Annotated in this window: 16 protein-coding genes and 2 other annotated features; of the genes, 13 read left to right on the forward strand and 3 right to left on the reverse strand. The window is 34.3% G+C overall.

Translation table 11 applies throughout. From position 1 onward, the window contains the following. The first annotated feature begins 38 nt into the window (after positions 1-38). The 8 genes from dnaG (at position 39) to BMY18_RS10730 (ending at position 8,095) form a co-directional block, all read left to right on the forward strand. On the forward strand, positions 39-1,799 hold the full coding sequence (gene dnaG / locus BMY18_RS10695) for a DNA primase (RefSeq protein ID WP_092453820.1): 1,761 nt from the start codon (positions 39-41) through the stop codon (positions 1,797-1,799). Between the two features lie 230 nt (positions 1,800-2,029). Further along, positions 2,030-3,121, forward strand: coding sequence for an RNA polymerase sigma factor RpoD (rpoD, locus tag BMY18_RS10700; RefSeq protein WP_092453902.1), 1,092 nt, complete (start codon positions 2,030-2,032; stop codon positions 3,119-3,121). 39 nt (positions 3,122-3,160) lie between these two features. Continuing rightward, positions 3,161-3,979, forward strand: coding sequence for a tRNA (adenine(22)-N(1))-methyltransferase (locus tag BMY18_RS10705; protein ID WP_092453822.1), 819 nt, complete (start codon positions 3,161-3,163; stop codon positions 3,977-3,979). After that, positions 3,969-4,751: a Nif3-like dinuclear metal center hexameric protein gene (locus BMY18_RS10710; RefSeq protein WP_092453824.1), complete on the forward strand. Its 783-nt coding sequence runs from the start codon at positions 3,969-3,971 to the stop codon at positions 4,749-4,751. Before BMY18_RS10705 ends, BMY18_RS10710 begins: the two co-directional genes overlap by 11 nt. Positions 4,752-4,804: 53 nt before the next feature. Then, positions 4,805-6,415 (forward strand): nucleoside kinase, encoded by a 1,611-nt coding sequence (locus tag BMY18_RS10715; RefSeq protein ID WP_092453826.1) that lies wholly within the window; start codon positions 4,805-4,807, stop codon positions 6,413-6,415. Between the two features lie 410 nt (positions 6,416-6,825). Next, the gene (locus BMY18_RS10720; protein WP_092453828.1) at positions 6,826-7,026 is read left to right on the forward strand and encodes a hypothetical protein; all 201 of its coding nucleotides are present in this window, start codon (positions 6,826-6,828) and stop codon (positions 7,024-7,026) included. Positions 7,027-7,160: 134 nt separating this feature from the next. Beyond that, the gene (locus tag BMY18_RS10725) at positions 7,161-7,760 is read left to right on the forward strand and encodes a hypothetical protein (protein ID WP_092453830.1); all 600 of its coding nucleotides are present in this window, start codon (positions 7,161-7,163) and stop codon (positions 7,758-7,760) included. Between the two features lie 83 nt (positions 7,761-7,843). Continuing rightward, positions 7,844-8,095 carry a kinase to dihydroxyacetone kinase gene (locus tag BMY18_RS10730; RefSeq protein ID WP_092453831.1) on the forward strand — a complete coding sequence of 84 codons (252 nt, stop codon included), beginning with the start codon at positions 7,844-7,846 and terminating at the stop codon, positions 8,093-8,095. Positions 8,096-8,203: 108 nt separating this feature from the next. On the opposite strand, the gene BMY18_RS10735 is transcribed toward BMY18_RS10730, so the two are convergent. The 3 genes from BMY18_RS10735 to BMY18_RS10745 form a co-directional block, all read right to left on the reverse strand. Beyond that, the gene (locus BMY18_RS10735; RefSeq protein WP_092453833.1) at positions 8,204-9,352 is read right to left on the reverse strand and encodes a ComEC/Rec2 family competence protein; all 1,149 of its coding nucleotides are present in this window, start codon (positions 9,350-9,352) and stop codon (positions 8,204-8,206) included. A 106-nt stretch (positions 9,353-9,458) separates the two neighbouring features. Beyond that, entirely contained in the window at positions 9,459-10,781 is a 1,323-nt protein-coding gene (aroA, locus tag BMY18_RS10740) for a 3-phosphoshikimate 1-carboxyvinyltransferase (RefSeq protein ID WP_092453835.1), read from the reverse strand. A gap of 29 nt (positions 10,782-10,810) precedes the next feature. Further along, entirely contained in the window at positions 10,811-11,902 is a 1,092-nt protein-coding gene (locus BMY18_RS10745) for a prephenate dehydrogenase/arogenate dehydrogenase family protein (RefSeq protein ID WP_092453836.1), read from the reverse strand. A gap of 212 nt (positions 11,903-12,114) precedes the next feature. On the opposite strand from BMY18_RS10745, the gene BMY18_RS10750 reads away from it, so the two are divergent. From BMY18_RS10750 to ilvN, 5 genes are all read left to right on the forward strand, one after another. Further along, on the forward strand, positions 12,115-14,202 hold the full coding sequence (locus BMY18_RS10750) for an elongation factor G (RefSeq protein ID WP_092453838.1): 2,088 nt from the start codon (positions 12,115-12,117) through the stop codon (positions 14,200-14,202). 51 nt (positions 14,203-14,253) lie between these two features. Beyond that, positions 14,254-15,912 (forward strand): hypothetical protein, encoded by a 1,659-nt coding sequence (locus BMY18_RS10755; protein WP_092453840.1) that lies wholly within the window; start codon positions 14,254-14,256, stop codon positions 15,910-15,912. Positions 15,913-15,971: 59 nt separating this feature from the next. Beyond that, positions 15,972-16,217, forward strand: a binding site (T-box leader). An 81-nt stretch (positions 16,218-16,298) separates the two neighbouring features. Continuing rightward, complete coding sequence (gene leuS / locus BMY18_RS10760) at positions 16,299-18,713, forward strand: leucine--tRNA ligase (protein WP_092453842.1); 2,415 nt, start codon at positions 16,299-16,301, stop codon at positions 18,711-18,713. A gap of 447 nt (positions 18,714-19,160) precedes the next feature. Then, positions 19,161-19,419 (forward strand) — a binding site (T-box leader). A 75-nt stretch (positions 19,420-19,494) separates the two neighbouring features. Next, complete coding sequence (gene ilvB, locus BMY18_RS10765; protein WP_092453844.1) at positions 19,495-21,219, forward strand: biosynthetic-type acetolactate synthase large subunit; 1,725 nt, start codon at positions 19,495-19,497, stop codon at positions 21,217-21,219. Between the two features lie 15 nt (positions 21,220-21,234). Further along, complete coding sequence (ilvN, locus tag BMY18_RS10770; RefSeq protein WP_092453846.1) at positions 21,235-21,753, forward strand: acetolactate synthase small subunit; 519 nt, start codon at positions 21,235-21,237, stop codon at positions 21,751-21,753. The last annotated feature ends 116 nt before the right edge of the window (positions 21,754-21,869 follow it).

The following is a 21,869-nucleotide window of genomic DNA, read 5'->3' on the forward strand; positions in this document are numbered from 1 at the left end:
ATGCTATGCATTCTCATACATGACAAGTGAGGTTAATTATGTTTTATCCAGAAGAAGTTATAGAAGAAATAAGATCTAGAAATGACATTTTTGATGTAATATCCGGTTATGTAAAATTACAAAAAAAGGGAAGTTCTTATTTTGGACTTTGCCCATTTCATAATGAGAAATCGGGATCGTTTTCGGTTGCACCACATAAACAGATGTACTATTGTTTCGGATGTGGAGCAGGTGGAAATGTAATTACGTTTATAATGGAGTATGAAAATTTTACATTTGTTGAAGCCGTAAAGCTATTGGCGGATAGAGCTGGTATTAAATTACCGGAAGTAGAATATTCAGAAGAAAATAGGCGAGCATTTGATTTAAAGTCTAAACTGTTTGAGATAAATAAGCTGGCGGCAACCTATTTTTATCATCAATTACAAATTGAGAATGGTAAAAAAGCCAAGGATTATTTAAGTAATCGAGAACTAAGTGATGAAACAATTAATCAGTTTGGCCTTGGATACTCAAATATGTATAGTGATGATTTATACAAATATTTTAAGAGCAAGGGATATCAAGACGATATATTAAAAGAAACTGGATTGTTTTCATACGAGAACTCATACAATAGTGGTGTGAATGACAAATTCTGGAATCGTATTATATTCCCAATTATGGATGTGAACAACAAAGTGGTTGGATTTGGTGGACGAGTTATGGGAGATGCAAAACCAAAGTATCTCAATTCGCCAGAAACGAAACTGTTTGACAAAAGCCGTAATTTATACGGGTTAAATATTGCAAGAATATCTAGGAAACCGAACTTGATTATTTGCGAGGGGTATATGGACGTTATATCACTCCATCAAGCTGGATTTAATCAAGCTGTTGCTTCGTTAGGTACGGCACTTACATTGGGACAAGCCAGTCTTATGAAACGATATGCGAATGAAGTGCTAATTACGTATGATAGTGATGAAGCTGGTGTTAAGGCGGCATTGCGGTCAATACCAATATTGAAAGCTGCTGGACTTACAACAAGAGTGATTGATATGCGGCCATACAAAGATCCAGATGAATTTATCAAGGCACTTGGAGCAGAGGCTTTTCAGGAGAGAATTGATAAAGCGATGAATAGTTTCATGTATGAGATTGCCACGATGCAATTAGAATATGATTTGAAAGATCCTGAAAGCAAAACAAAGTTTTTCAATGAGATTTCAAAAAGAATTGTTGAATTTCCTGAGGAACTTGAGCGAAATAATTATATAGAGGCTGTAGCAGATAATTATATGATTTCAGTAGATAGTTTAAGGAAAATGGTAGCAAACTATGGAAATATGGTTGGAATCGTAAAAAATATAGGTGAGCCGAAAAAGAGTACTTTCAAGAAAGAAAAAGAGGATGGCGTTAAAAAAGCGCAGAAGATTCTTCTTACATGGATGATTAATGATGTGCCACTGTTTCAAAAGATAACAAAGTATGTTTCACCAGAAGATTTCATTGAACCACTCTTTCATGATGTTGCGAATAAACTATTTCAGCAGCTTGAATCAGGAAATGTAAATCCGGCTTCGATTATTAGTACTTATGAAAGTGAAGAGGAACATAAAGAAGTGGCGGCACTATTTAATTCTGAGTTAAGCGATGAACTAAATGATAATGAGATGGAAAAGGCACTTAATGAGACTATATTTAAAGTGAAAAAGAATAGTCTTGAATATAAGAGTAGAAATGTTAATAATATGGAAGAATTGAAAAATATAGCGAAAGAAAAGATACTTTTGCAAAATATTCACGTTGAATTGTAATGATATTTCAAAAATAGGATAAAATAGGGTTAACTATGGAAGGATGGTCTATAATGGCTAAGAAGACAGATGAATTGTCAGGAGAAATGGAAGAAGTGAAAGTGGAGAAAAAAGTAACAAAGAGAGCAACAACAAAAAAAACAATTAAAAATAGTGAAGTTAAATCAGAAGATGTTGAGGCAGCAGCTGCTAGTGCAGACGCAGATAAAGAGGATGAAGCAACTGACGGTATGGCAGAAAGATTTGATGAAAAATGTAAATCACTACTTTTGCTCGCTAGAAAGAAGAAAAATGTTCTTGAATATCAAGAGATTATCACTTCATTTACAGATTCAGAATTTGATGCAGATAAAGTTGAAAAGGTATTTGATTTCCTTGAAGCGAATAACGTAGATGTTAAAGTATCAGAAGATGATCAAGAAGATGAAGCTATTATAGATTCTGAAGACGATATTGATATTGAAAAAATCGATTTAACAGTTCCAGATGGTGTAAGTATTGAAGATCCAGTAAGAATGTATTTAAAAGAAATTGGTAAAGTACCTCTTTTAAATGCTGAGGAAGAAATCAATCTTGCTAAAAGAATGGAAAATGGGGATCTAGAAGCGAAAAAACGTCTTGCAGAAGCAAATCTACGTCTTGTTGTAAGTATTGCGAAACGTTATGTAGGTCGTGGTATGTTGTTCCTTGATTTAATTCAAGAAGGTAATCTTGGACTTATTAAAGCTGTTGAAAAGTTTGATTATAGTAAAGGCTATAAGTTTAGTACCTATGCAACATGGTGGATTAGACAAGCAATTACCAGAGCTATTGCAGATCAAGCAAGAACAATCCGTATTCCAGTTCATATGGTTGAGACAATTAATAAATTACTAAGAGTATCAAGACAATTACTTCAGGAATTAGGACGTGAGCCACTTCCAGAAGAAATTGCAAAAGAAATGGATATACCAGTAGAACGTGTTAGAGAAATTCAGAAAATTTCTCAGGAGCCAGTTTCTCTTGAAACACCAATTGGTGAAGAAGAAGATAGCCATCTTGGAGATTTTATTCAAGATGATAATGTACCAGTACCAGCCGATGAAGCAGCATTTACACTTTTAAAAGAGCAATTAGTTGAAGTGTTAAGTACGTTAACTGAACGTGAGCAAAAAGTATTAAGACTACGTTTTGGCTTAGATGATGGACGAGCTAGAACACTTGAAGAAGTTGGGCGTGAGTTTAATGTAACAAGAGAAAGAATTAGACAGATTGAAGCGAAAGCATTGAGAAAACTTCGTCATCCAAGCAGAAGCCGTAAACTGAAAGATTATTTAGATTAATATTTTAGATTAATATATTACTGCAGAAAAGAGGATACGATGGAGCTTATTAAATTATCAAAAAGGTTACTCACTGTAGCTAATATGGTAACAAAAGGCAGCGTGGTTGCAGATATCGGTACAGATCATGGATATCTTCCAATATATCTTGTGCAAAATAATATTTCTGAGCACGTAATTGCTATGGATGTTAATAAAGGACCTCTAAATAAAGCACTTCTTAATATTGGTCAATTGCATTTAGAAAATAAAATAGATATTAGGTTATCAGATGGACTTGATAATCTTGAAAAAGATGAAGCGAATACAGTGACAATTTGTGGAATGGGAGGCAAACTGATTGCTAAAATACTCGAAGGTGGAAGAAACAAAATTTCACAAGACATTGAGTTAATCCTTTCTCCACAGTCAGAAATCCAGTTATTTAGGGAATATCTTTTACAAAATGGGTATAGAATTGTGAAAGAGGATATGATTATAGATGATGGTAAATTTTACGTAATCATAAAATGTTTTTTGAATATTGAAATCAGGCAATCGGAAACCGTGCTATGTAAGGATAAACAAATTGAAGCCAATCAAATTGAAGCCAATCAAATTGAATCCATTCAAGTTGAAACTAATCAAATTAAAGTTAATCAAGTTGAAACCAATCAAGTTGAAGTAAAATACGGGAAATATTTGCTAGAACATAAAAATGATATATTAAAACAGTATCTTATGAGAGAGCAAAAAAGCTTTTTGAAAATAAGAGAAAACGTAGATAATTGCAATTCGGAACTGGCTGAGAAAAGAATAAAAGAAATTGACTACGAATTAAGTTGTATAAAAGAAGGATTGAATTATTATGAAATGTAGTGAGATTATAGAAATTCTTGAACTGTTAAGTCCCAAAAGATTTGCTTGTGACTGGGATAACGTTGGACTTATGGTTGGAAGCCCTAATGCGCATATAAAAAAGATATTAGTGACGCTTGATGGTGATGATGCTGCAATTGATGAGGCAATTAAGACGGGTTCAGACTTAATCATAACGCACCATCCACTTATTTTTAATGAAATTAAAAATGTTACAACAGGCGATTTAACAGGTCGAAGAATAATCAAATTAATACAAAATGATATTTGCGTATATTCAATGCATACTAATTTTGATGTCAAAGGTGGAATGGCGCAATTGGCTGCAGATATGATTGGCATTCAAGATGGAGAAGTCTTAGAAGATGTCTGTGAGGGTGAGGGATTGGGAAGAGTTGGTACATTTGGGGAGTCACTTACAGTCAGACAGTGGGCAGATAAGATAAAAGCACTGTTTGGACTTCCAAATGTCTGCGTTTTCGGCAATCTAGAAAGAATAGTTTCCCGCGTTGCAATCTCACCTGGATCAGGAAAAGACTTTGTGCAATGCGCAATTGAAAAAGGAGCACAGCTTTTCATTTCTGGAGATATTAATCATCATAGTGGTATTGATGCAAATGCACAGGGCTTGGAGATAATCGATGCCGGTCATTATGGAATTGAACATATATTTATAAAATTTATAAGTGAATACTTAGAATCAGAAATTCTAGCTTCGCAAGAGGTGCAGATTGTACATATGAATAAGAAGTTACCATTTGTAATAGTATAAAATATATTATGAAATAGCATTAATGTGTGAATTGTAATTGGAGGTGTTAGAGAATGGGTAAAACATTAATTGAATTAGCAAAAGAAAACCAGTCACTTTTTGAAAATCAAATAATTGTAGCAAAAGCGGATGGAAAATTAAAGGAATTAAGGGAAGAAGTTTCGAGTGAAAACATTGAATTTATATCAACAGAGTCAAGAGTTGGTAGTCAAACATATAAAAGAAGTGTTGTACTTATGATGCTATATTCAATATATAAAATCTCACCGAAAGATAGCATTGAAAAAGTTAGTGTGCAGTATTCAATCAGTAAAGGTTTGTATTGCAAAATTAACGCTGATTTTGATGTGAATTTAGAATTTATAAAAAAATTAAAACATATGATGCTTGAAACTGTAGAGAATGATATGCCTATTAATAAAGTTACAGTTGGTACAGATGAAGCGATTGCTCGTTTTGAAAAGCACAAAATGTATGATAAAGTAAAACTTTTCAAATATAGACGTAGTTCGACTGTTAATATTTATGATATTGATGGTTTTGAAGATTATTATTATGGATATATGGCACCTTCAACTGGGATACTTAAGTATTTTGAATTATATCTTTATGAAGAAGGGTTCGTTCTGCAACTTCCAGTAAGAGCAAATCCTACACAGGTTCCAGAATTTAAACCTCAAAATAAGCTGTTTAATGTATTGAAAGAATCTACAGAATGGGCCGATATGCTTGATGTTGATACAGTAGGCGCATTAAATGAATCTATTTCAAATGGCGGAATCAGCGAACTTATGCTGGTGCAAGAAGCACTTCAGGAACAAAAAATTGCAGAAATAGCAAGAACGATTACTTCTATGCCAGAAAAAAAATTTGTTATGATTGCAGGACCATCATCATCAGGAAAAACGACATTTTCTCATAGATTGTCAATCCAATTAAGGGCTTGTGGATTAAAACCACATCCAATCGCTGTTGATAATTACTTTGTAGAACGAGAGCAAACTCCAATTGACGAAAATGGGATTTCTAATTTTGAAGATTTGCATGCGATTGATATTGCTTTGTTTAATATGCATATGAAGGAATTGCTTGAAGGAAGAACAGTTGAAATTCCTACTTTTAATTTCATTACAGGTAAAAAGGAATATAGGGGAGATTACCGAAAATTAGGTAAAGAAGATATACTCGTTATTGAGGGAATTCATAGCCTCAATGATGAAATGTCAAATGCCCTTCCAAGAGAAAGTAAATTTAAAATATATATAAGCGCTTTAACACAGTTAAATGTTGATGAACATAATAGAGTTGCAACAACGGATGGCAGATTAATTAGAAGGTTGGTGCGTGACGCAAGAACAAGAGGCGCTTCAGCGGAAAAAACGCTTAGTATGTGGGAATCAGTAAGACGTGGTGAAGAACTCAATATTTTCCCATTTCAGGAAGAGGCGGATGTGATGTTTAATTCTGCATTGGTACATGAATTAGCGGTACTGAAACCATATGCGGAGCCATTACTTTTTTCTATTACAAAAGATCAACCAGAGTATCAGGAAGCGAAACGATTATTAAAATTCCTTGATTACTTTTTGTCATGTGGAAGTGAAAATATACCTAATAACTCGATTCTTAGAGAGTTTGTTGGTGGTGGATGTTTTAATATATAAGAAAAATATCGATTTACTTTTGATTCATATTTCCTCATAAGTAACTTATCATATTCGTCAAGATATGAAGCAAAAGTAAATCGATATTTTTGAGTTTCGCGGTGCTACGGTTAGTGAATGGTTAGTTAAATCAGAAGGAAGGGCGAAAGTAATTATCTCGCTTTGACTATTAATTGTGAAAGGAAATTGATATGTTTAATTAAAAAACATATAATTTATTTTATAGGGTAAATAGGGGGAATAAGTAATAGTATGAGATTGATATATTATTTTGTGGGAAAAATAATAGTAGATAATTCAATTGCAGCAAATCAGGTGGAATAGCCTCGTTTTGTTGCTTTTTTGCGTTTGATAGTTTGATAATGTAATATGAGCGAAAATATAAAATGATAATCTCAGGGGAGAAATTCATGGAAATAAAGAAATATTTGGGGGTAAAGAACGTAATTATATTTGCAATAGAAGTGGTTTTGTTTTGGATAATATTTTTTTTACATTGCTACTTTTGGATTAATGGAAAAGACGCAATTGCTGGTGCACTTCTTATGGTTCTAATGGCTGGAATGGTGATTATTAACTACGTCGATAATAGAGGTAAAGGTATAAAATAAATATCTTATTTATGATAATATTTATGTTTGCAACGCAAACATATCTGCAAGTTTGAGAAATGAGATATTAATAGACGAGGATATATAAAGTGGTGTTAAAAATTAGCGCTTGCATGTGACTAGGAGGAAATCAAATGCTTAAATTGGCAAAAGGTTATAAAGTTACAGATCTAACAGGGATTGAAGAGGGTTTTGAAATTAGGGATAATTATTTATTAGCAAATGTTGATGCAGACAAGCAAAGTGACGTTATTGAGCATTTTATTTGCATTCAAGAAGAACCATTATTTTTCATCTTAGAGATACCGACAAATCAAAAGATTGAATTGGAATTAGGTGATGGTATAATCAACGATTTACATAAGGATGTTTATTATATTGATGGATGTTCGCAAGAATTTGCTATGTCAATATTTTCACAGTATAAAGAAATACTAATTAATGATGGAATGATTAAGTTTGGTTTCGCATCTCATATCACTGGGGACGAAATCTTGGTAAATAATTATGGTGAAGTGATTATTTTTAGTAAACATATCTCTTCATATGCGGATTTTTATGAAGAACATAATATAGCAAAGGTAGGAAAATTGAAAACTGCATGGGATAATATCTCATATGAAAAGCCAGGAGAAAGTGACAAATACATACTTGATGGAAAGTGCTGCTACGACTTAGTAGAAGACTTGAAAGAATTTAATATTTATTTTGGTGAAAGAAGAGAAGATATCTAAGCGACTTCAATAAGAATTCGTGATATAATTTAAGATAGAAGAAAAAACAAAGTTTGTAAGATGAAAAGGAGAAAGAAAAGGGTATGCTTGAATACAGATATGATACGCAATTATTAATTGAAGGGGAAAATCTTTCAGAAGATAAGATAAATGAGTATATTACAAAAAACATTGAAGGCGATTGTTTGCTAGCGGTTGGTGATGAGGAATTGATTAAAATTCATTTTCACACAAATACGCCATGGAAACTACTTGAGTATTGTTCTTCATTAGGAGACATTTATGATATTGTTGTAGAAAATATGGAACGTCAGACCAATGATCTTCAAGGTTAAACGAAAAATATAAGAATTGTTTATTCATAAGATAGCAGGGCATAAAGTCCTTACTATCTCATTTGCTTAGAAATGTATATATGAATTATATACCAAATCACTTTATTGTCATGGCTTACACACCCCACACGGACTAAACCCCGAGCTAACCGCATCTTCACGCGAATCAAAATCCACCTGGTTACTTGCAGCCGGAAGATTAGGGCAGGTTGGTAAATGAAATTTCAGACTGTTTTTATTGCCAATATAAGAAGCTTCAGTGGAACTATTGCTGGCAGCTTCTTTTTTGATTGATTTGGTATCAAAATTAATATTCCATTCCAGAAAATCTTTCCCACTATATGCGATTATCGTTCCATCCTGATCAGTTCTTAGAATACTTATGTTATGAGCACTTAATCGTTTAAGCGTCTGTTCAGTGGGATGACCGTAATCATTTTTGCCAACACTAATAACAGCTACACTAGGCTTTACAATATCTAAAAGTGCATTTGAGGAAGAATTTGAACTGCCATGATGGCTCACCATATATACATCGCAAGATATTTCAATTCCGCTATTTATAATATCTGACTCACTTTGCGCTTGTGCATCACCTAATATTAAAAATGTGTGGGAGCCATCAGTGAGCCTGATGCCCACAGAATTGTTGTTTTCATCATCATAGGTATACTTTGTTGGTGAAACAATTTCAAAGGTAGCGTTGCCTAAATTAAACGCATCACCAATAGAAGGATGAATCGCAGTATAATTTTTTTTATTCATTATGGAAATATATGAGCCAAATGTTTTGGTGTCTGATTCATAGTCGGGTGAAATAACCTTGGTTACATTGTAATTATTTAAAACACCAATAATTCCGCTTAGATGGTCGGCATCATAATGGGATATTACAACATAATCTAGCGTCGTGATTTTCAAATCATGTAGATAACTTACAACCTTAGAGGAATAGTTACTATTTCCTCCATCAATTATCATATAGTGACCATTTGATTCGACGATTACGCAGTTTCCTTGCCCAACATCAAGAAATGTAACACTAAGAGTTGTGTTTGAAGGTGCAGAGGCCACCGTTGAAATATTTAGATCATTATTTGCATTTAATAAGTAATTTCCACCAAATAATGCGGATCCTATTAATATGATCGTAGCAAAAAATAAAGAGGTAAGTTTCTGAAAATGCTTAGTGCCTCTTTTTCTTGAATTATGATTGAATGATTCTGTGTCGTCATTGGAGTTAGAGTTTGATGTCATTTTGGAATTCCTTAAGATATATTATTTGATATAATATAATATAGCTTATGAGAAAGAGTGAAAGAAAATACTTTTCACTCTAGCCATAAAAGAAGCTGTAAAGATATTATTTAGAAAGTCTGCTTAAATCGTTATAGAATTGTGGGTATGAAATATTAACGCATTCTGCATCATTTATAGTAGTAGTGTCTTCACTTACAAGAGAAGCAATAGCAAATGCCATAGCAATTCTATGGTCTAAATGACTTTCGATTATAGCGCCGTGGAGGTGTTTTCCACCATTGATAATCATTCCATCCTCGGTTGGTGAAATATCAGCCCCCATGTTTTTAAGATTGTGAGATACTGTATCTATTCGATTTGATTCCTTAACTTTAAGCTCTGCAGCATCTCTTATAATTGTTTGACCTTCAGCAAAGCAGGCAAGAACAGCAATGACAGGAATTTCATCTATCAGTGTTGGAATGATTTCACCACTAATTGTAATTCCTTTTAGGTTACTTGATTTTACAAAAATATCGGCAGTTGTTTCGCCACCGCTTTGTTTTTTATTCATGATTTCGATATTGGCACCCATTGCTTGGCACACACGAATAATGCCATCTCTTGTAGGATTGATACCAACATTTTTAATCAGTATTTCTGAATTCGGTACGATAAGTCCAGCGACAATGAAGTTTGCTGCTGAGGAAATGTCTCCAGGAACCTCTATCTTTTGTGCAAATAATTCCGCTACTGGAGTAATCGTAGCAGTAGCATTTGTAGCAGTAATATTTGTAGAAGAGACATTTGCACCAATCGTATTTGTAGAAGTAACATTTGCCCCATATGCATTAAGCATAAGTTCGGAATGATTTCTTGATAGATAAGGTTCGGTAACAGATGTGATGCCATCAGCATATAGTCCAGCGAGTAATATAGCAGACTTAACTTGTGCAGAAGCTACTTTTGACTGATAGCTAATCGCTTTTAATGGGCTTCCTGTTATTTCAAGTGGTGCACAGTCATTGCCATGTATACTTTTTATGCTTGCTCCCATTAGGGAAAGTGGTTCGATAATTCTTTTCATTGGGCGCTTTTGGATGGAAGCATCACCATTTAACTGCACATTAAAATTCTGAGCAACTAATATGCCAGAGATAAGTCGAGTTGTTGTACCACTGTTGCCAACATCAAGAAGCGAGGTCGGTTTTGATAATCCATGAAGGCCATTTCCCTTGATCGTAACAGTGTTTGTGTTATTTGTGATTTCGATTCCCATCTTCTGGAAGCATTCAATTGTTGACAGACAGTCAGCTCCTTGTAAGAAATTAGTGACTTCTGTTGTTCCTTTTGCAATAGACCCAATCATAACTGCTCTGTGAGATATTGATTTGTCTCCTGGGATGGTTACTTCCCCTTTTATATATTTTACTTTATTAAATTCCATAATAGTTAAATCCTTTCAGAGTGTTAGATTTAGTTTTCGTGAACAGTATATCCATTTTCATTTAACATTGTTTTCGCTTTATTACTGGCGATCAAATCATAAAATTCGATTCTAAGAGTACCATGCTCAAATTCTCTGTTGTTAACAATGGATATATTTTTCATGCTGATGTGATTATCAGCAAGCAAGTTTGCTAGTTTTGCAATCGAACCTTCGGTATCAATAATGTCGCAGTTGACTCTGTATACAGCTTTGTCAAGCCCATATGAATTATCATCAAATGAATTTCGATATTCGCTTGATTTCTCAAATAGGTTAAAAATATAATTTGCATTATGATTTTCAAGGTTCCTTTTGATATTTGTTAACGATAAAATATAATCATTTAGAAGAGATGCAATTGCGCTAGAATTTGTCATACAAATCTGTTCCCACATTTCAGGAGAAGAGGATGCGATTCTTGTGATATCTTTAAATCCTCCGGCGGCAAGTCTTTTCATAAGTGAATCGCTGTTATCGGAGTCCTTAATAAGATTGACGAGACTTCCTGCAATGATGTGAGGCAGATGACTTATGCCAGCTACAGAGTAATCGTGTTGCTTATAATCTACAACTACAGGGATCGCTCCAAGTTTTGATACTAAATCAACATATTTTTTCAATTGCTCATCAGTAGTCTTAGCAGTTGGCGTAATTGCGTAAAATGCATTTTCTAACAAATATGGGGAAGAATTAGAATAGCCAGTTTTTTCGGAACCAGCCATAGGATGTCCACCAATGAAGTTTTTCTCCAAATCAAGTTGGGTAACGGTCTTGTGAATGTATTCTTTAACACTTCCAACATCCGTAATAATACAAGATTCATTAATGACTGGTTTTAACTTTTCCAAATAATCAGAACTGTATTGAACTGGAGTACATAAAAATATATAGTCACAGCAGTTAAATGAGCTGTCAATAGAAGTGCAGATAATATCTATGTTGCCATCCTTCTTTGCTTCTAATAGCGGTTGCGCGCTTCTACTATATGCTGTAATAATACAATCTGGTTCTTTTATTTTTAATATTCTAGCAATAGAACCGCCAATAAGGCCAAATCCTATAAAACCTATATTTGACATTTTTATAGTATCTCCAATCGGTATATGTATATATGATTTCTGTTTCTTGTATTGTAGATTATCTTATATGGATTGTCAACACTTTATTGCTTTAAAGCGTAAAAATCAAAAAGGGTTTAAATTGTACAATCAATTCATTGAATTTACTTGAAAAACCAGTTAAAATAAAGTAAAATAAATATATTATTAAGTAAGAGCGGAGGCATAGGCTTATGAAAGACTATTTAGTTGATAATATTCGTAATGTAGCTATTTTGGGTAATGGTGGATGCGGAAAAACAACTCTTGTAGAGGCTATGGCGTTTAATTCATCATTAATCAATAAGTTGGGAAGAATCCAAGACGGCAACACAATCAGCGACTTTGATAAAGAGGAGATTAAAAGGCAATTTTCGATTAATACATCGATAATACCGATGGAGTGGGGTGGTTGCAAAATCAATGTGTTCGATACTCCTGGACAATATGATCTTGTTGGGGAAAGAGAAGAAGCTTTGAGTGCAGCAGATGCAGCTGTTATTGTTGTGAACGGAAAGAATGGAGTTGAACCTGGAACTCAGAGAGCTTGGAAATTATGTGATAAGTATAATTTGCCAAGGCTTGTATTTGTAACTGCTATGGACGATGATAATGCCAGCTATAGGGAAGTGGTTCAGGTATTGACAGAATTATATGGCAAGAAAATTGCACCCTTTCATCAGCCAATTAGAGAAAATGGGAAATTTGTTGGTTACGTTAATATTACAAAAATGAATGCAAGAAAATTTACTGGAATAGCAAAATATGAAGAGGTTGAGATTCCAGACTACTCATATGAAAATCTAGAAAAATTTAGAGAGACACTTATAGAATCAGTGGCTTCAACAAGTGATGACCTAATGGAAGCATACTTTAACAATCAGGAGTTTACACAAGAAGAGATTGACGAGGCACTTAAAGTGAATTGCTGTCAAGGAACGATAGTGCCTGTTACCATGGGATCAGGATTGAATGTGAATGGCGTATTTATGCTACTGAACGATATAGTAAGATTCCTTCCGGCACCAACTAAAACGAAGATAGGAATCAACATTAAGAATGATGATATATTTGAAGGAAATTATAAATGTGATGGGCCATTTGCAGCACAAGTAGTTAAGACTATTTCAGATCCATTTATGGGAAAATATTCAATTGTTAAGCTATATTCTGGAACGTTAAGCACTGATAATAATATATTTAATGCGGCAAAAAATTCTGAAGAAAAGGTGCCTAGATTATACATGATGCGCGGTAAAGAATTGATTGAAGTCAAGAAAATAATAGCAGGGGATATTGGAGCAATTTCAAAGCTTACGAATACGGTTACTGGAGATACTTTATCAACAAAATCAATACCTATCATATTTGATGCGCTAGCTTTTACAAAACCATATACGTATATGAGATATAGTATCACTAATAAAGGTGATGAAGATAAAGTAGCAACCGCACTTTCGAAACTTATGGAGGAAGATGTGACTTTAAAGGTCATTAATGATAAGGAAAACAGACAGCTTCTAATATATGGAATAGGTGAGCATCAGTTAGAATTAGCGGTTAGCAAATTGTTAAATAAGTACAAAGTTAAAATAGAATTAAGTAAACCTAAGTTTGCATTTAGAGAAACAATTACAAAAAGTGCAAGAGCGCAAGGCAAGTATAAAAAACAATCTGGTGGACATGGCCAATATGGTGATGTATTGATGGAATTTAAACCCTTAGATGATAGAGAGATATCATATAGATTTGAAGAAAAAGTTGTTGGAGGCTCGGTTCCTAAGAATTTCTACCCGGCCGTTGAAAAAGGAATTGAAGAAAGTGTTGTAAAAGGACCGTTGGCAGCATATCCAGTGGTTGGAATAAAAGCCATATTGGTAGATGGTTCATCACATCCAGTAGATTCTTCTGAGATGGCATTTAAAATGGCTTCTAAACTTGCATTTAGAAATGCATATACGAAATTAGGACCTATTCTTCTAGAACCAATAGGAACAATCGTAATTCATACTCCAGAGCAATTTACAGGTGACATAATGGGAGATCTTAATAAGAGACGTGGGAGAGTTCTTGGTATGTCACTAGAGGAAATTGGTAGCCAGATCATAGCTGCAGATATTCCTATGTCAGAGCTATTTGGATATTCAACTAAACTTTGTTCAATTACAGGGGGACTCGGAGAATTTTCATATGAATTTGCCAGATATGAAGAAGCACCTGAGCACATTGCAAAAAAAGAGATAGAGGAACGTGCAAGTAAAGTTGACAAACTAGACAGTTAATGTGAAAATGAAAAATATACTACATTAAAATGTATGAGGAGATTTATTATAATGAAAAGTAAAAAAGTATTTGGTATTGTGGTGGCAATTATTATTGGGTTGATTTGTGCAGGCGGTTATTATTATGTAGCGTTGCCTCCTATCAATATACATGCACCTGGATTTTGGTCATTTGTGATTGTAGCATTACTATTGATTCTTGCGGTCTATGGTTTAATGAATATAAAAAAGCCAGATATTAGAATATCTGATGCTCAGAATTTCGATGCAAGAGATATAAAAATTAAGTTTAAATCTAAAAAAGCAGAAGCAATAACGAAACTAATTGTTTATGCAACTGTAATTGTTGTTATTATATTTATAGGTGGATCAATATTGTCATCACCACTTGTAAATGCAAGCAAATACCAACAATTAATTACGGTGTCGACTGGTGATTTTGCCTCTGATATAAAACCTGTTTCATACGATAAAATTCCCGTACTTGACAAAGATTCAGCTTCTATAATAGGTAGCCGTGTAATGGGTACCATGGTAGATATGGTTTCTCAATATGAGGTTGATGATAATTATGTTCAGATCGACTATAATGATAAGCCATTTAGAGTTACACCACTTAAATATGGAAATCTCATCAAGTGGTTTACGAACAATGGAAAAGGAATTACTGCATATATCAAAATAGACATGACAACTCAAAATGCTGAGAGTGTAAAATTAACAGAAGGAATTAAGTATTCAACAAGTGATCATTTTAATAGAAATATTTATAGACATTTGAGATTTGCTTATCCTACTTATATATTTGATACTTTGAATTTTGAAATTGATGATAGTGGAACACCATATTGGGTATGTCCTGTTAAGAAGTATAATATTGGCCTATTTGGAGGAGTTACAATCGGTCAAGTTGTGTTATGCAATGCAATTACAGGTGAGCTTACATCTTATGAAGTAAAAGATGTCCCTACATGGGTGGATAAAGTGTATTCAGGCGACTTGCTTGTTGAATTGTACAATTACTATGGGACTTTGAAGCATGGATACTTTAATAGTGTCTTAGGTCAAAAAGATTGTCTCAAGACAACTGAAGGGTATAATTATATTGATATTGATGGTGCCATATGGTTATATACAGGTATTACTTCTGTTGGAGAGGATCAAGCCAATGTCGGGTTTGTATTAATGAATCAGCGGACAATGGAAACACGTTATTATGAAATAGCTGGTGCAGATGAACAGTCGGCAATGGCTTCTGCAGAAGGTCAGGTACAACAGCTAGGATATAAGGCAACATTTCCACTACTACTTAATATAGCGGGGGAACCGACATATTTTATGGCACTCAAAGATGCCTCAGGGCTTGTAAAACAATATGCAATGCTAAATATCGAACAATATCAGACAGTCGCTACTGCCGAAACGGTAAGTGGATGTGAAAAAACATATATTGCTTTGCTTGCAGACAATGGAATAACTATACCAAAAGTACTAGAAGATAAGACTGCTTCTGGTACGATAACAAAGATTGCGCAAATGGTAGTAGGTGGAAATTCACATTACTATATCATGATAGATAGTTCACAAGATATATATGATGTATCGGTAGTGGATTATATAGATATTATTAAATATAATGTCGGCGATAAAATATCATTTAAGTTTAATGAGGGAACGAATGTTAAGACCGTGATAGGAATTACAAAGTAAATTCCTTAAAAAAAGTTTGACATTGTCTTCAAATATGATAAAATGTCAGTTATATATAGTTAAAAACTTTGATGAGGATTAGTAAGTTCCAGAAAGTTTCCAGAGAGCTATCGGTAGGTGTGAGATAGTAACTTGAATAACTGAACTCGCCTTTGAGTTTCTTTTCTGAAAGAATCAAGTTGGTTTTTATAGGAAAAGACGTGTGATTTACGTTATAGAATATAATGAGTGCATAACGTGCTACTGGTAGCACGTGTGAATTAGAGTGGTACCGCGAAAAGAATTTAAGCCCTTTCGTCTCTAAATTAGAGATGAAGGGGCTTTAACGCGTAAGCCTGAATCTTATATTAATTACAACTGCTTAGGCAGCCCAAGGAGGATATATTATGGCACCAATTTATAATCATAAGGAAGTTGAAAAGAAATGGCGTGGTAATTGGGAAGTGAAACCAATTAACGTAAACGATGGAAAGAAACCAAAGTATTACTGTTTGGATATGTTTCCATATCCATCAGGTAGTGGACTTCATGTAGGTCACTGGAGAGGTTATGTCATCTCTGATGTATGGAGCCGTTACAAAATGCTGAACGGATATTATATAATTCACCCAATGGGATGGGATGCATTCGGCCTTCCAGCAGAAAACTATGCACTTAAGATGGGCGTACACCCCAAAAAAGCTACTGCAGAAAATGTAGCAAATATCAAGAGACAAATTAAGGAAATATCAGCAGTTTATGATTGGGATATGGAAGTAAATACAACAGATCCTGAATTTTACAAATGGACGCAATGGATATTTGTAAAGATGTTCAAAGCAGGACTTGCTTATGAAAAGCAGATGCCAATCAACTGGTGCCCATCATGTAAGACTGGTCTTTCAAATGAAGAAGTTGTGAATGGTTGTTGCGAACGCTGTGGAGCAGTAGTAACGAAGAAAAACCTAAGACAATGGATGCTTAAGATTACGGCTTATGCAGACAGACTCCTTGATGATTTAGACAAACTTGACTGGCCAGAAAAGGTTAAGAAAATGCAAGGCGACTGGATTGGCCGTTCATATGGTGCTGAAGTAGACTTTAAGGTTGATGGATCAGACAAAGCAATTACTGTATATACAACAAGACCAGATACATTATATGGTGCTACATTTATAGTACTAGCACCTGAACATGCAATGGCAAAAGGTCTTGCAACGGATGAAACAAAGGCAGCAGTAGAAGAATATATTTATAAATCATCTACTCGTTCAAATATCGACAGAATGCAAGGCAAAGAAAAAACTGGTGTATTTACAGGAAGTTATGCAATCAATCCGATAAATGGCAAAAAGACTCCAATCTGGCTTTCAGATTATGTACTTGCTGATTACGGTACAGGTGCAATTATGTGTGTTCCTGCGCATGATGACAGAGATTTTGAATTTGCAACAAAATTCAATATCCCAATTATTCAGGTTATTGCAAAAGACGGAAAAGAAATAGAAAATATGACAGAAGCTTACACGGAAGCAGCTGGTACAATGATTAATTCAGGTGACTGGAATGGACAGGAATCAGCAGTTCTAAAAAAAGAAGCTCCTATAATGATAGAAGATATGGGATTTGGAAGAAAGACGACTAACTACAAGCTTCGTGACTGGGTATTTTCTCGTCAAAGATATTGGGGTGAACCAATCCCTATCGTCCATTGTCCAGATTGTGGATGCGTTGCGGTTCCGGAAGATCAACTTCCATTGCTTCTTCCTGATGTAGAATCTTATCAGCCAACAGGAACAGGGGAATCACCACTTGCAGATATTGACGAATGGGTGAATACTACTTGTCCAAACTGTGGCAAGCCAGCGAAAAGAGAAACAAATACGATGCCACAATGGGCTGGTTCATCATGGTATTTCTTAAGATATATTGATAACAAGAATACGAAAGAATTAGTAAATAAAGAAAAAGCAGATGCACTTCTTCCAGTTGATATGTACATTGGTGGTGTGGAACATGCAGTACTTCATTTATTATATTCAAGATTCTATACAAAATTTTTGAATGATATTGGAGTCGTAGACTTTGACGAACCATTTACAAAGCTTTTCAATCAAGGAATGATTGGTAAAGATGGCGCTAAGATGAGCAAGTCAAAAGGAAATGTTGTTTCTCCAGATGAACTTGTAAATGATTATGGCTGTGATTCACTTAGAATGTATGAGTTATTCGTTGGGCCACCAGAACTTGATGCTGAATGGGATGATAGAGGAATTGACGGAGTTCATAGATACCTGAACCGTTTCTGGAATCTTGTAGAAGACAATGCTAACTCCGGATTTGAAGCAACAAAAGATATGATTAAATTAAGAAATAAGATGATATATGATATTACAACACGTCTTGAAAGCTTCAACCTTAATACTGTAATCAGTGGATTTATGGAATATAATAATAAATTCATTGAACTTACAAGGAAACAAGGTGGAATTGACAAGGAAACACTTGAGACAATCGTTACTTTATTAGTTCCATTTGCACCACATGTTGGTGAAGAATTGTGGCAAGTATTAGGACATGATGAAAGTATATTTACAAGCACAACATGGCCTCAGCACGACGAGGAAGCAATGAAAGATGATGAAATTGAAATTGCAGTTCAGTTTAATGGAAAAGCAAAAGCTGTAATACTACTTCCAGTTGATGTATCAAAAGAAGATGCAATAGTAGCTGCAAAAGAGGCACTTGGAGAAAAACTAGTTGGTACAATAGTGAAAGAAATCTATGTACCGGGCAGAATCATTAATATTGTGGCTAAGTAAGGTTATAAATTCAATGTTAAAAACAAATAACGGAAGGTATTGAAAACCTAAAATTATTAATTTGATTTTGCTTTCAATCTCCTTATATGTAAGTTACTAATGGATTCATTTTATGCTAAAAGCAAAGAAACAAAGTTCTAAACTCCTCACTTCGTTCGTCAGACAGTAGAACTTTGTTCCTTTAACGCATAAAATGAATCCATAAGTAACTTATCATATTCGTCAAATTTACAGCAAAAGCAAATTAATAATTTTAGGTTTGATTTACTTTTTTGTGGTTATGATTATTTTTAAATAGATGAATAGTGGGGCACGGTCGAGTTCGAACGGATGCTTTATTAGCCGAATATATTGCATTTAGTTTCTGGTTTCTTCTGGTTTCTTTTAAAAGTTATGATTGACATCACAAATTATAAATGTTAACATTTGATTAATGAAAATAATATTTTAAATGCAGTGACAAGGAGGAGTACATATCCTTCAAAATTTCAGAGAGAAGATGGTTGGTGCGAGTCTTTATTTTGAACTTATGGAAGTAGCCTTTGAGCAGTGAACCGAACGAGGATAATTATCTTTAGTAGACTTCACCGGAATGTTCCACCGTTATAGGGAATAGGTATCGATAGCAATATCTGTACTGATGAGAGCAAAGATAATATCTTTGAATTTAGGTGGTAACACGGATTGATAATAATTCGCCCTAAGCTGGTAAATATACTAGCTTAGGGCGATTTTGCGTACACAAGCTGGTGATCACAATCATAAACAGGAGGTAATGACTATGCAAGTTAAGGGAACTGAGATTTTTGTAAAGGCATTAAAAGAAGAAGGCGTAGATATATTATTTGGATACCCGGGCGGTCAGGCAATTGATTTGTTTGATGCTTTATTTGATCAGGATGAAATAGAGGTTATTATGCCTCGTCACGAACAAGCACTTGTTCATGCAGCAGATGGATATGCGCGTTCAACTGGAAAAGTAGGGGTGTGCCTAGTTACGAGTGGCCCAGGAGCTACGAATCTTGTAACAGGAATAGCAACTGCTAATTATGACAGTGTTCCTCTTGTATGCTTTACTGGTCAAGTACCACAAAGTCTATTGGGAAATGATGCATTTCAGGAAGTTGATATTGTAGGTATTACCAGAAGTATTTGTAAATATGCAGTAACTGTTAGAGATAGAAAAGAACTTCCAAGAATAATAAAAGAGGCATTCTACATTGCAAGAACCGGAAGACCAGGTCCAGTTGTAGTTGATTTGCCAAAGGATGTTCAGCAAGCAATGGGAAGTGATGAATATCCAAGTGAGGTTAACATCAGAAGCTATAAGCCAAATGAAGGCGTTCATATGGGCCAGATTAAGAGAGCGGTAACGATATTAAACAAAGCGAAAAAACCATTGTTTTTAATCGGCGGTGGCGTTAATATTTCACATGCAAATAAGGAAATGACAAAACTTGTTGACATTACTGGCGTTCCTATTATTACAACAATTATGGGAAAAGGAGCAGTTTCTACGAATCACCCATTGTATATGGGAAATATCGGAATTCATGGAAGTTACGCAGCGAATCATGCGGTAAGTGAATGTGATGTACTATTTTCTATCGGAACTAGATTTAACGATAGAATTACAGGTAAAATAAGTGAATTCGCAAAAAACGCAACAATAATTCACATTGATATAGATTCGGCCTCTATCTCTAAAAATATTGCTGTTGATATTCCAATCGTTGCAGATGCAAAACTTGCAATTGAGAAGCTTATTGAGCTTGCAGTGCCTGTTAAAACAGATGAATGGATTGATGAAGTTAGTGGATGGAAAAAGAAATATCCAATTAATATGGATAAAAACAGCGGAATGACACCTGAAAAAATCATTAGAACAATAAATGATATGTATAAAAATCTGATTGTTGTAACTGACGTAGGACAGAATCAATTATGGACAACGCAGTATATTGAATTAGATGAGAATAAACAGTTACTTACATCTGGTGGGCTTGGAACAATGGGTTATGGATTTCCAGCTGCAATTGGCGCTAAACTAGGCAATCCTGATAAAGACGTTATATGTATCACAGGTGATGGTGGAATGCAGATGAATATTCAAGAAATGGCTACCGCAGTTGCGATGGAATTACCCGTTATAATATGTATCTTTAATAATGGATATCTTGGAAATGTTCGCCAGTGGCAGGAGATGTTCTATAATAAACGGTACTCGAGTACCTGTTTACGTTATAGAAAAAGTTGTAATAGAGATTGTGGGAATTGTGATAAAGAGTGCCCTAAATATACGCCTGATTTTATTAAACTGGCAGAAAGCTATGATGCTTATGGAATTAGAGTTACCAAGGAAGAAGAAATCGTAAATGCATTTTTATATGCGAATTCACATAAGGACGGACCTACAATTATAGAATTTATTATCGAACGAGAAGTTAATGTTTTACCAATGGTGCCAGGTGGAAAACCGCTGAATGAAATGATTATGGATTGCTAAGAAAGGAGCGCTTAAATGACAAATAATTCAAATATAAAAAAAAGATGGATTTCATTATACGTAGAAAATCAAATAGGAGTCTTGGCTAAGATATCAGGACTATTTTCAGGCAAGTCTTATAACTTAGACAGCTTAACTGTGGGCGAAACGGAAGATTTAACAGTTTCTAGAATGACAATTGGAGTTACAAGTGATGACATAACATTTGAGCAGATTAAAAAGCAACTAAATAGAAGTATTGAAGTAATAAAAGTGGTTGATATTACTGATATCCCGATCAATATGAAGGAAATTTTATTCGTAAAGATTAATTTCTGTACTGAAAAAGATAAGGAAGAAATATTTAGAATTGCACAAGTATTTAATTTGAAAATTGTTGATTATAATAAAAATACGATACTCATTGAATCGTTGCAGACAGAAGTGAAAAATAATGACATCATTAAACTACTCAATAATGTATTTATCAATCGTATAGAGGTGGTTCGGGGCGGTAGTGTCGCAATTGAGTCAATCAGTATGACAGACCGGTGAAACTTTTTAAATATGGATTGTGGATTGTTTTAATTTAATTTCAAAATTTTGACGGGAGGGTGTGAGTGAATATAAATTTAGAATGATGTGTTTTGCCTTGCCTTTCCTTCAAGCAG

Origin of the sequence: [Clostridium] fimetarium, assembly GCF_900111235.1 — a bacterium.
In the GTDB taxonomy this organism is placed as follows: Bacteria; Bacillota; Clostridia; order Lachnospirales; family Lachnospiraceae; genus Clostridium_N; species Clostridium_N fimetarium.

Bases quoted from the DNA above. Each gene is read 5' to 3' on its own strand.
- BMY18_RS10735 (WP_092453833.1), bottom strand. From the start codon at position 9,352: ATGACATCAAACTCTAACTCCAATGACGACACAGAATCATTCAATCAT.
- BMY18_RS10705 (WP_092453822.1), top strand. From the start codon at position 3,161: ATGGAGCTTATTAAATTATCAAAAAGGTTACTCACTGTAGCTAATATG.
- BMY18_RS10710 (WP_092453824.1), top strand. From the start codon at position 3,969: ATGAAATGTAGTGAGATTATAGAAATTCTTGAACTGTTAAGTCCCAAA.
- BMY18_RS10750 (WP_092453838.1), top strand. From the start codon at position 12,115: ATGAAAGACTATTTAGTTGATAATATTCGTAATGTAGCTATTTTGGGT.
- rpoD (WP_092453902.1), top strand. From the start codon at position 2,030: ATGGCAGAAAGATTTGATGAAAAATGTAAATCACTACTTTTGCTCGCT.
- leuS (WP_092453842.1), top strand. From the start codon at position 16,299: ATGGCACCAATTTATAATCATAAGGAAGTTGAAAAGAAATGGCGTGGT.
- ilvN (WP_092453846.1), top strand. From the start codon at position 21,235: ATGACAAATAATTCAAATATAAAAAAAAGATGGATTTCATTATACGTA.
- BMY18_RS10755 (WP_092453840.1), top strand. From the start codon at position 14,254: ATGAAAAGTAAAAAAGTATTTGGTATTGTGGTGGCAATTATTATTGGG.
- BMY18_RS10720 (WP_092453828.1), top strand. From the start codon at position 6,826: ATGGAAATAAAGAAATATTTGGGGGTAAAGAACGTAATTATATTTGCA.
- aroA (WP_092453835.1), bottom strand. From the start codon at position 10,781: ATGGAATTTAATAAAGTAAAATATATAAAAGGGGAAGTAACCATCCCA.
- ilvB (WP_092453844.1), top strand. From the start codon at position 19,495: ATGCAAGTTAAGGGAACTGAGATTTTTGTAAAGGCATTAAAAGAAGAA.
- BMY18_RS10725 (WP_092453830.1), top strand. From the start codon at position 7,161: ATGCTTAAATTGGCAAAAGGTTATAAAGTTACAGATCTAACAGGGATT.
- BMY18_RS10730 (WP_092453831.1), top strand. From the start codon at position 7,844: ATGCTTGAATACAGATATGATACGCAATTATTAATTGAAGGGGAAAAT.
- BMY18_RS10745 (WP_092453836.1), bottom strand. From the start codon at position 11,902: ATGTCAAATATAGGTTTTATAGGATTTGGCCTTATTGGCGGTTCTATT.
- dnaG (WP_092453820.1), top strand. From the start codon at position 39: ATGTTTTATCCAGAAGAAGTTATAGAAGAAATAAGATCTAGAAATGAC.
- BMY18_RS10715 (WP_092453826.1), top strand. From the start codon at position 4,805: ATGGGTAAAACATTAATTGAATTAGCAAAAGAAAACCAGTCACTTTTT.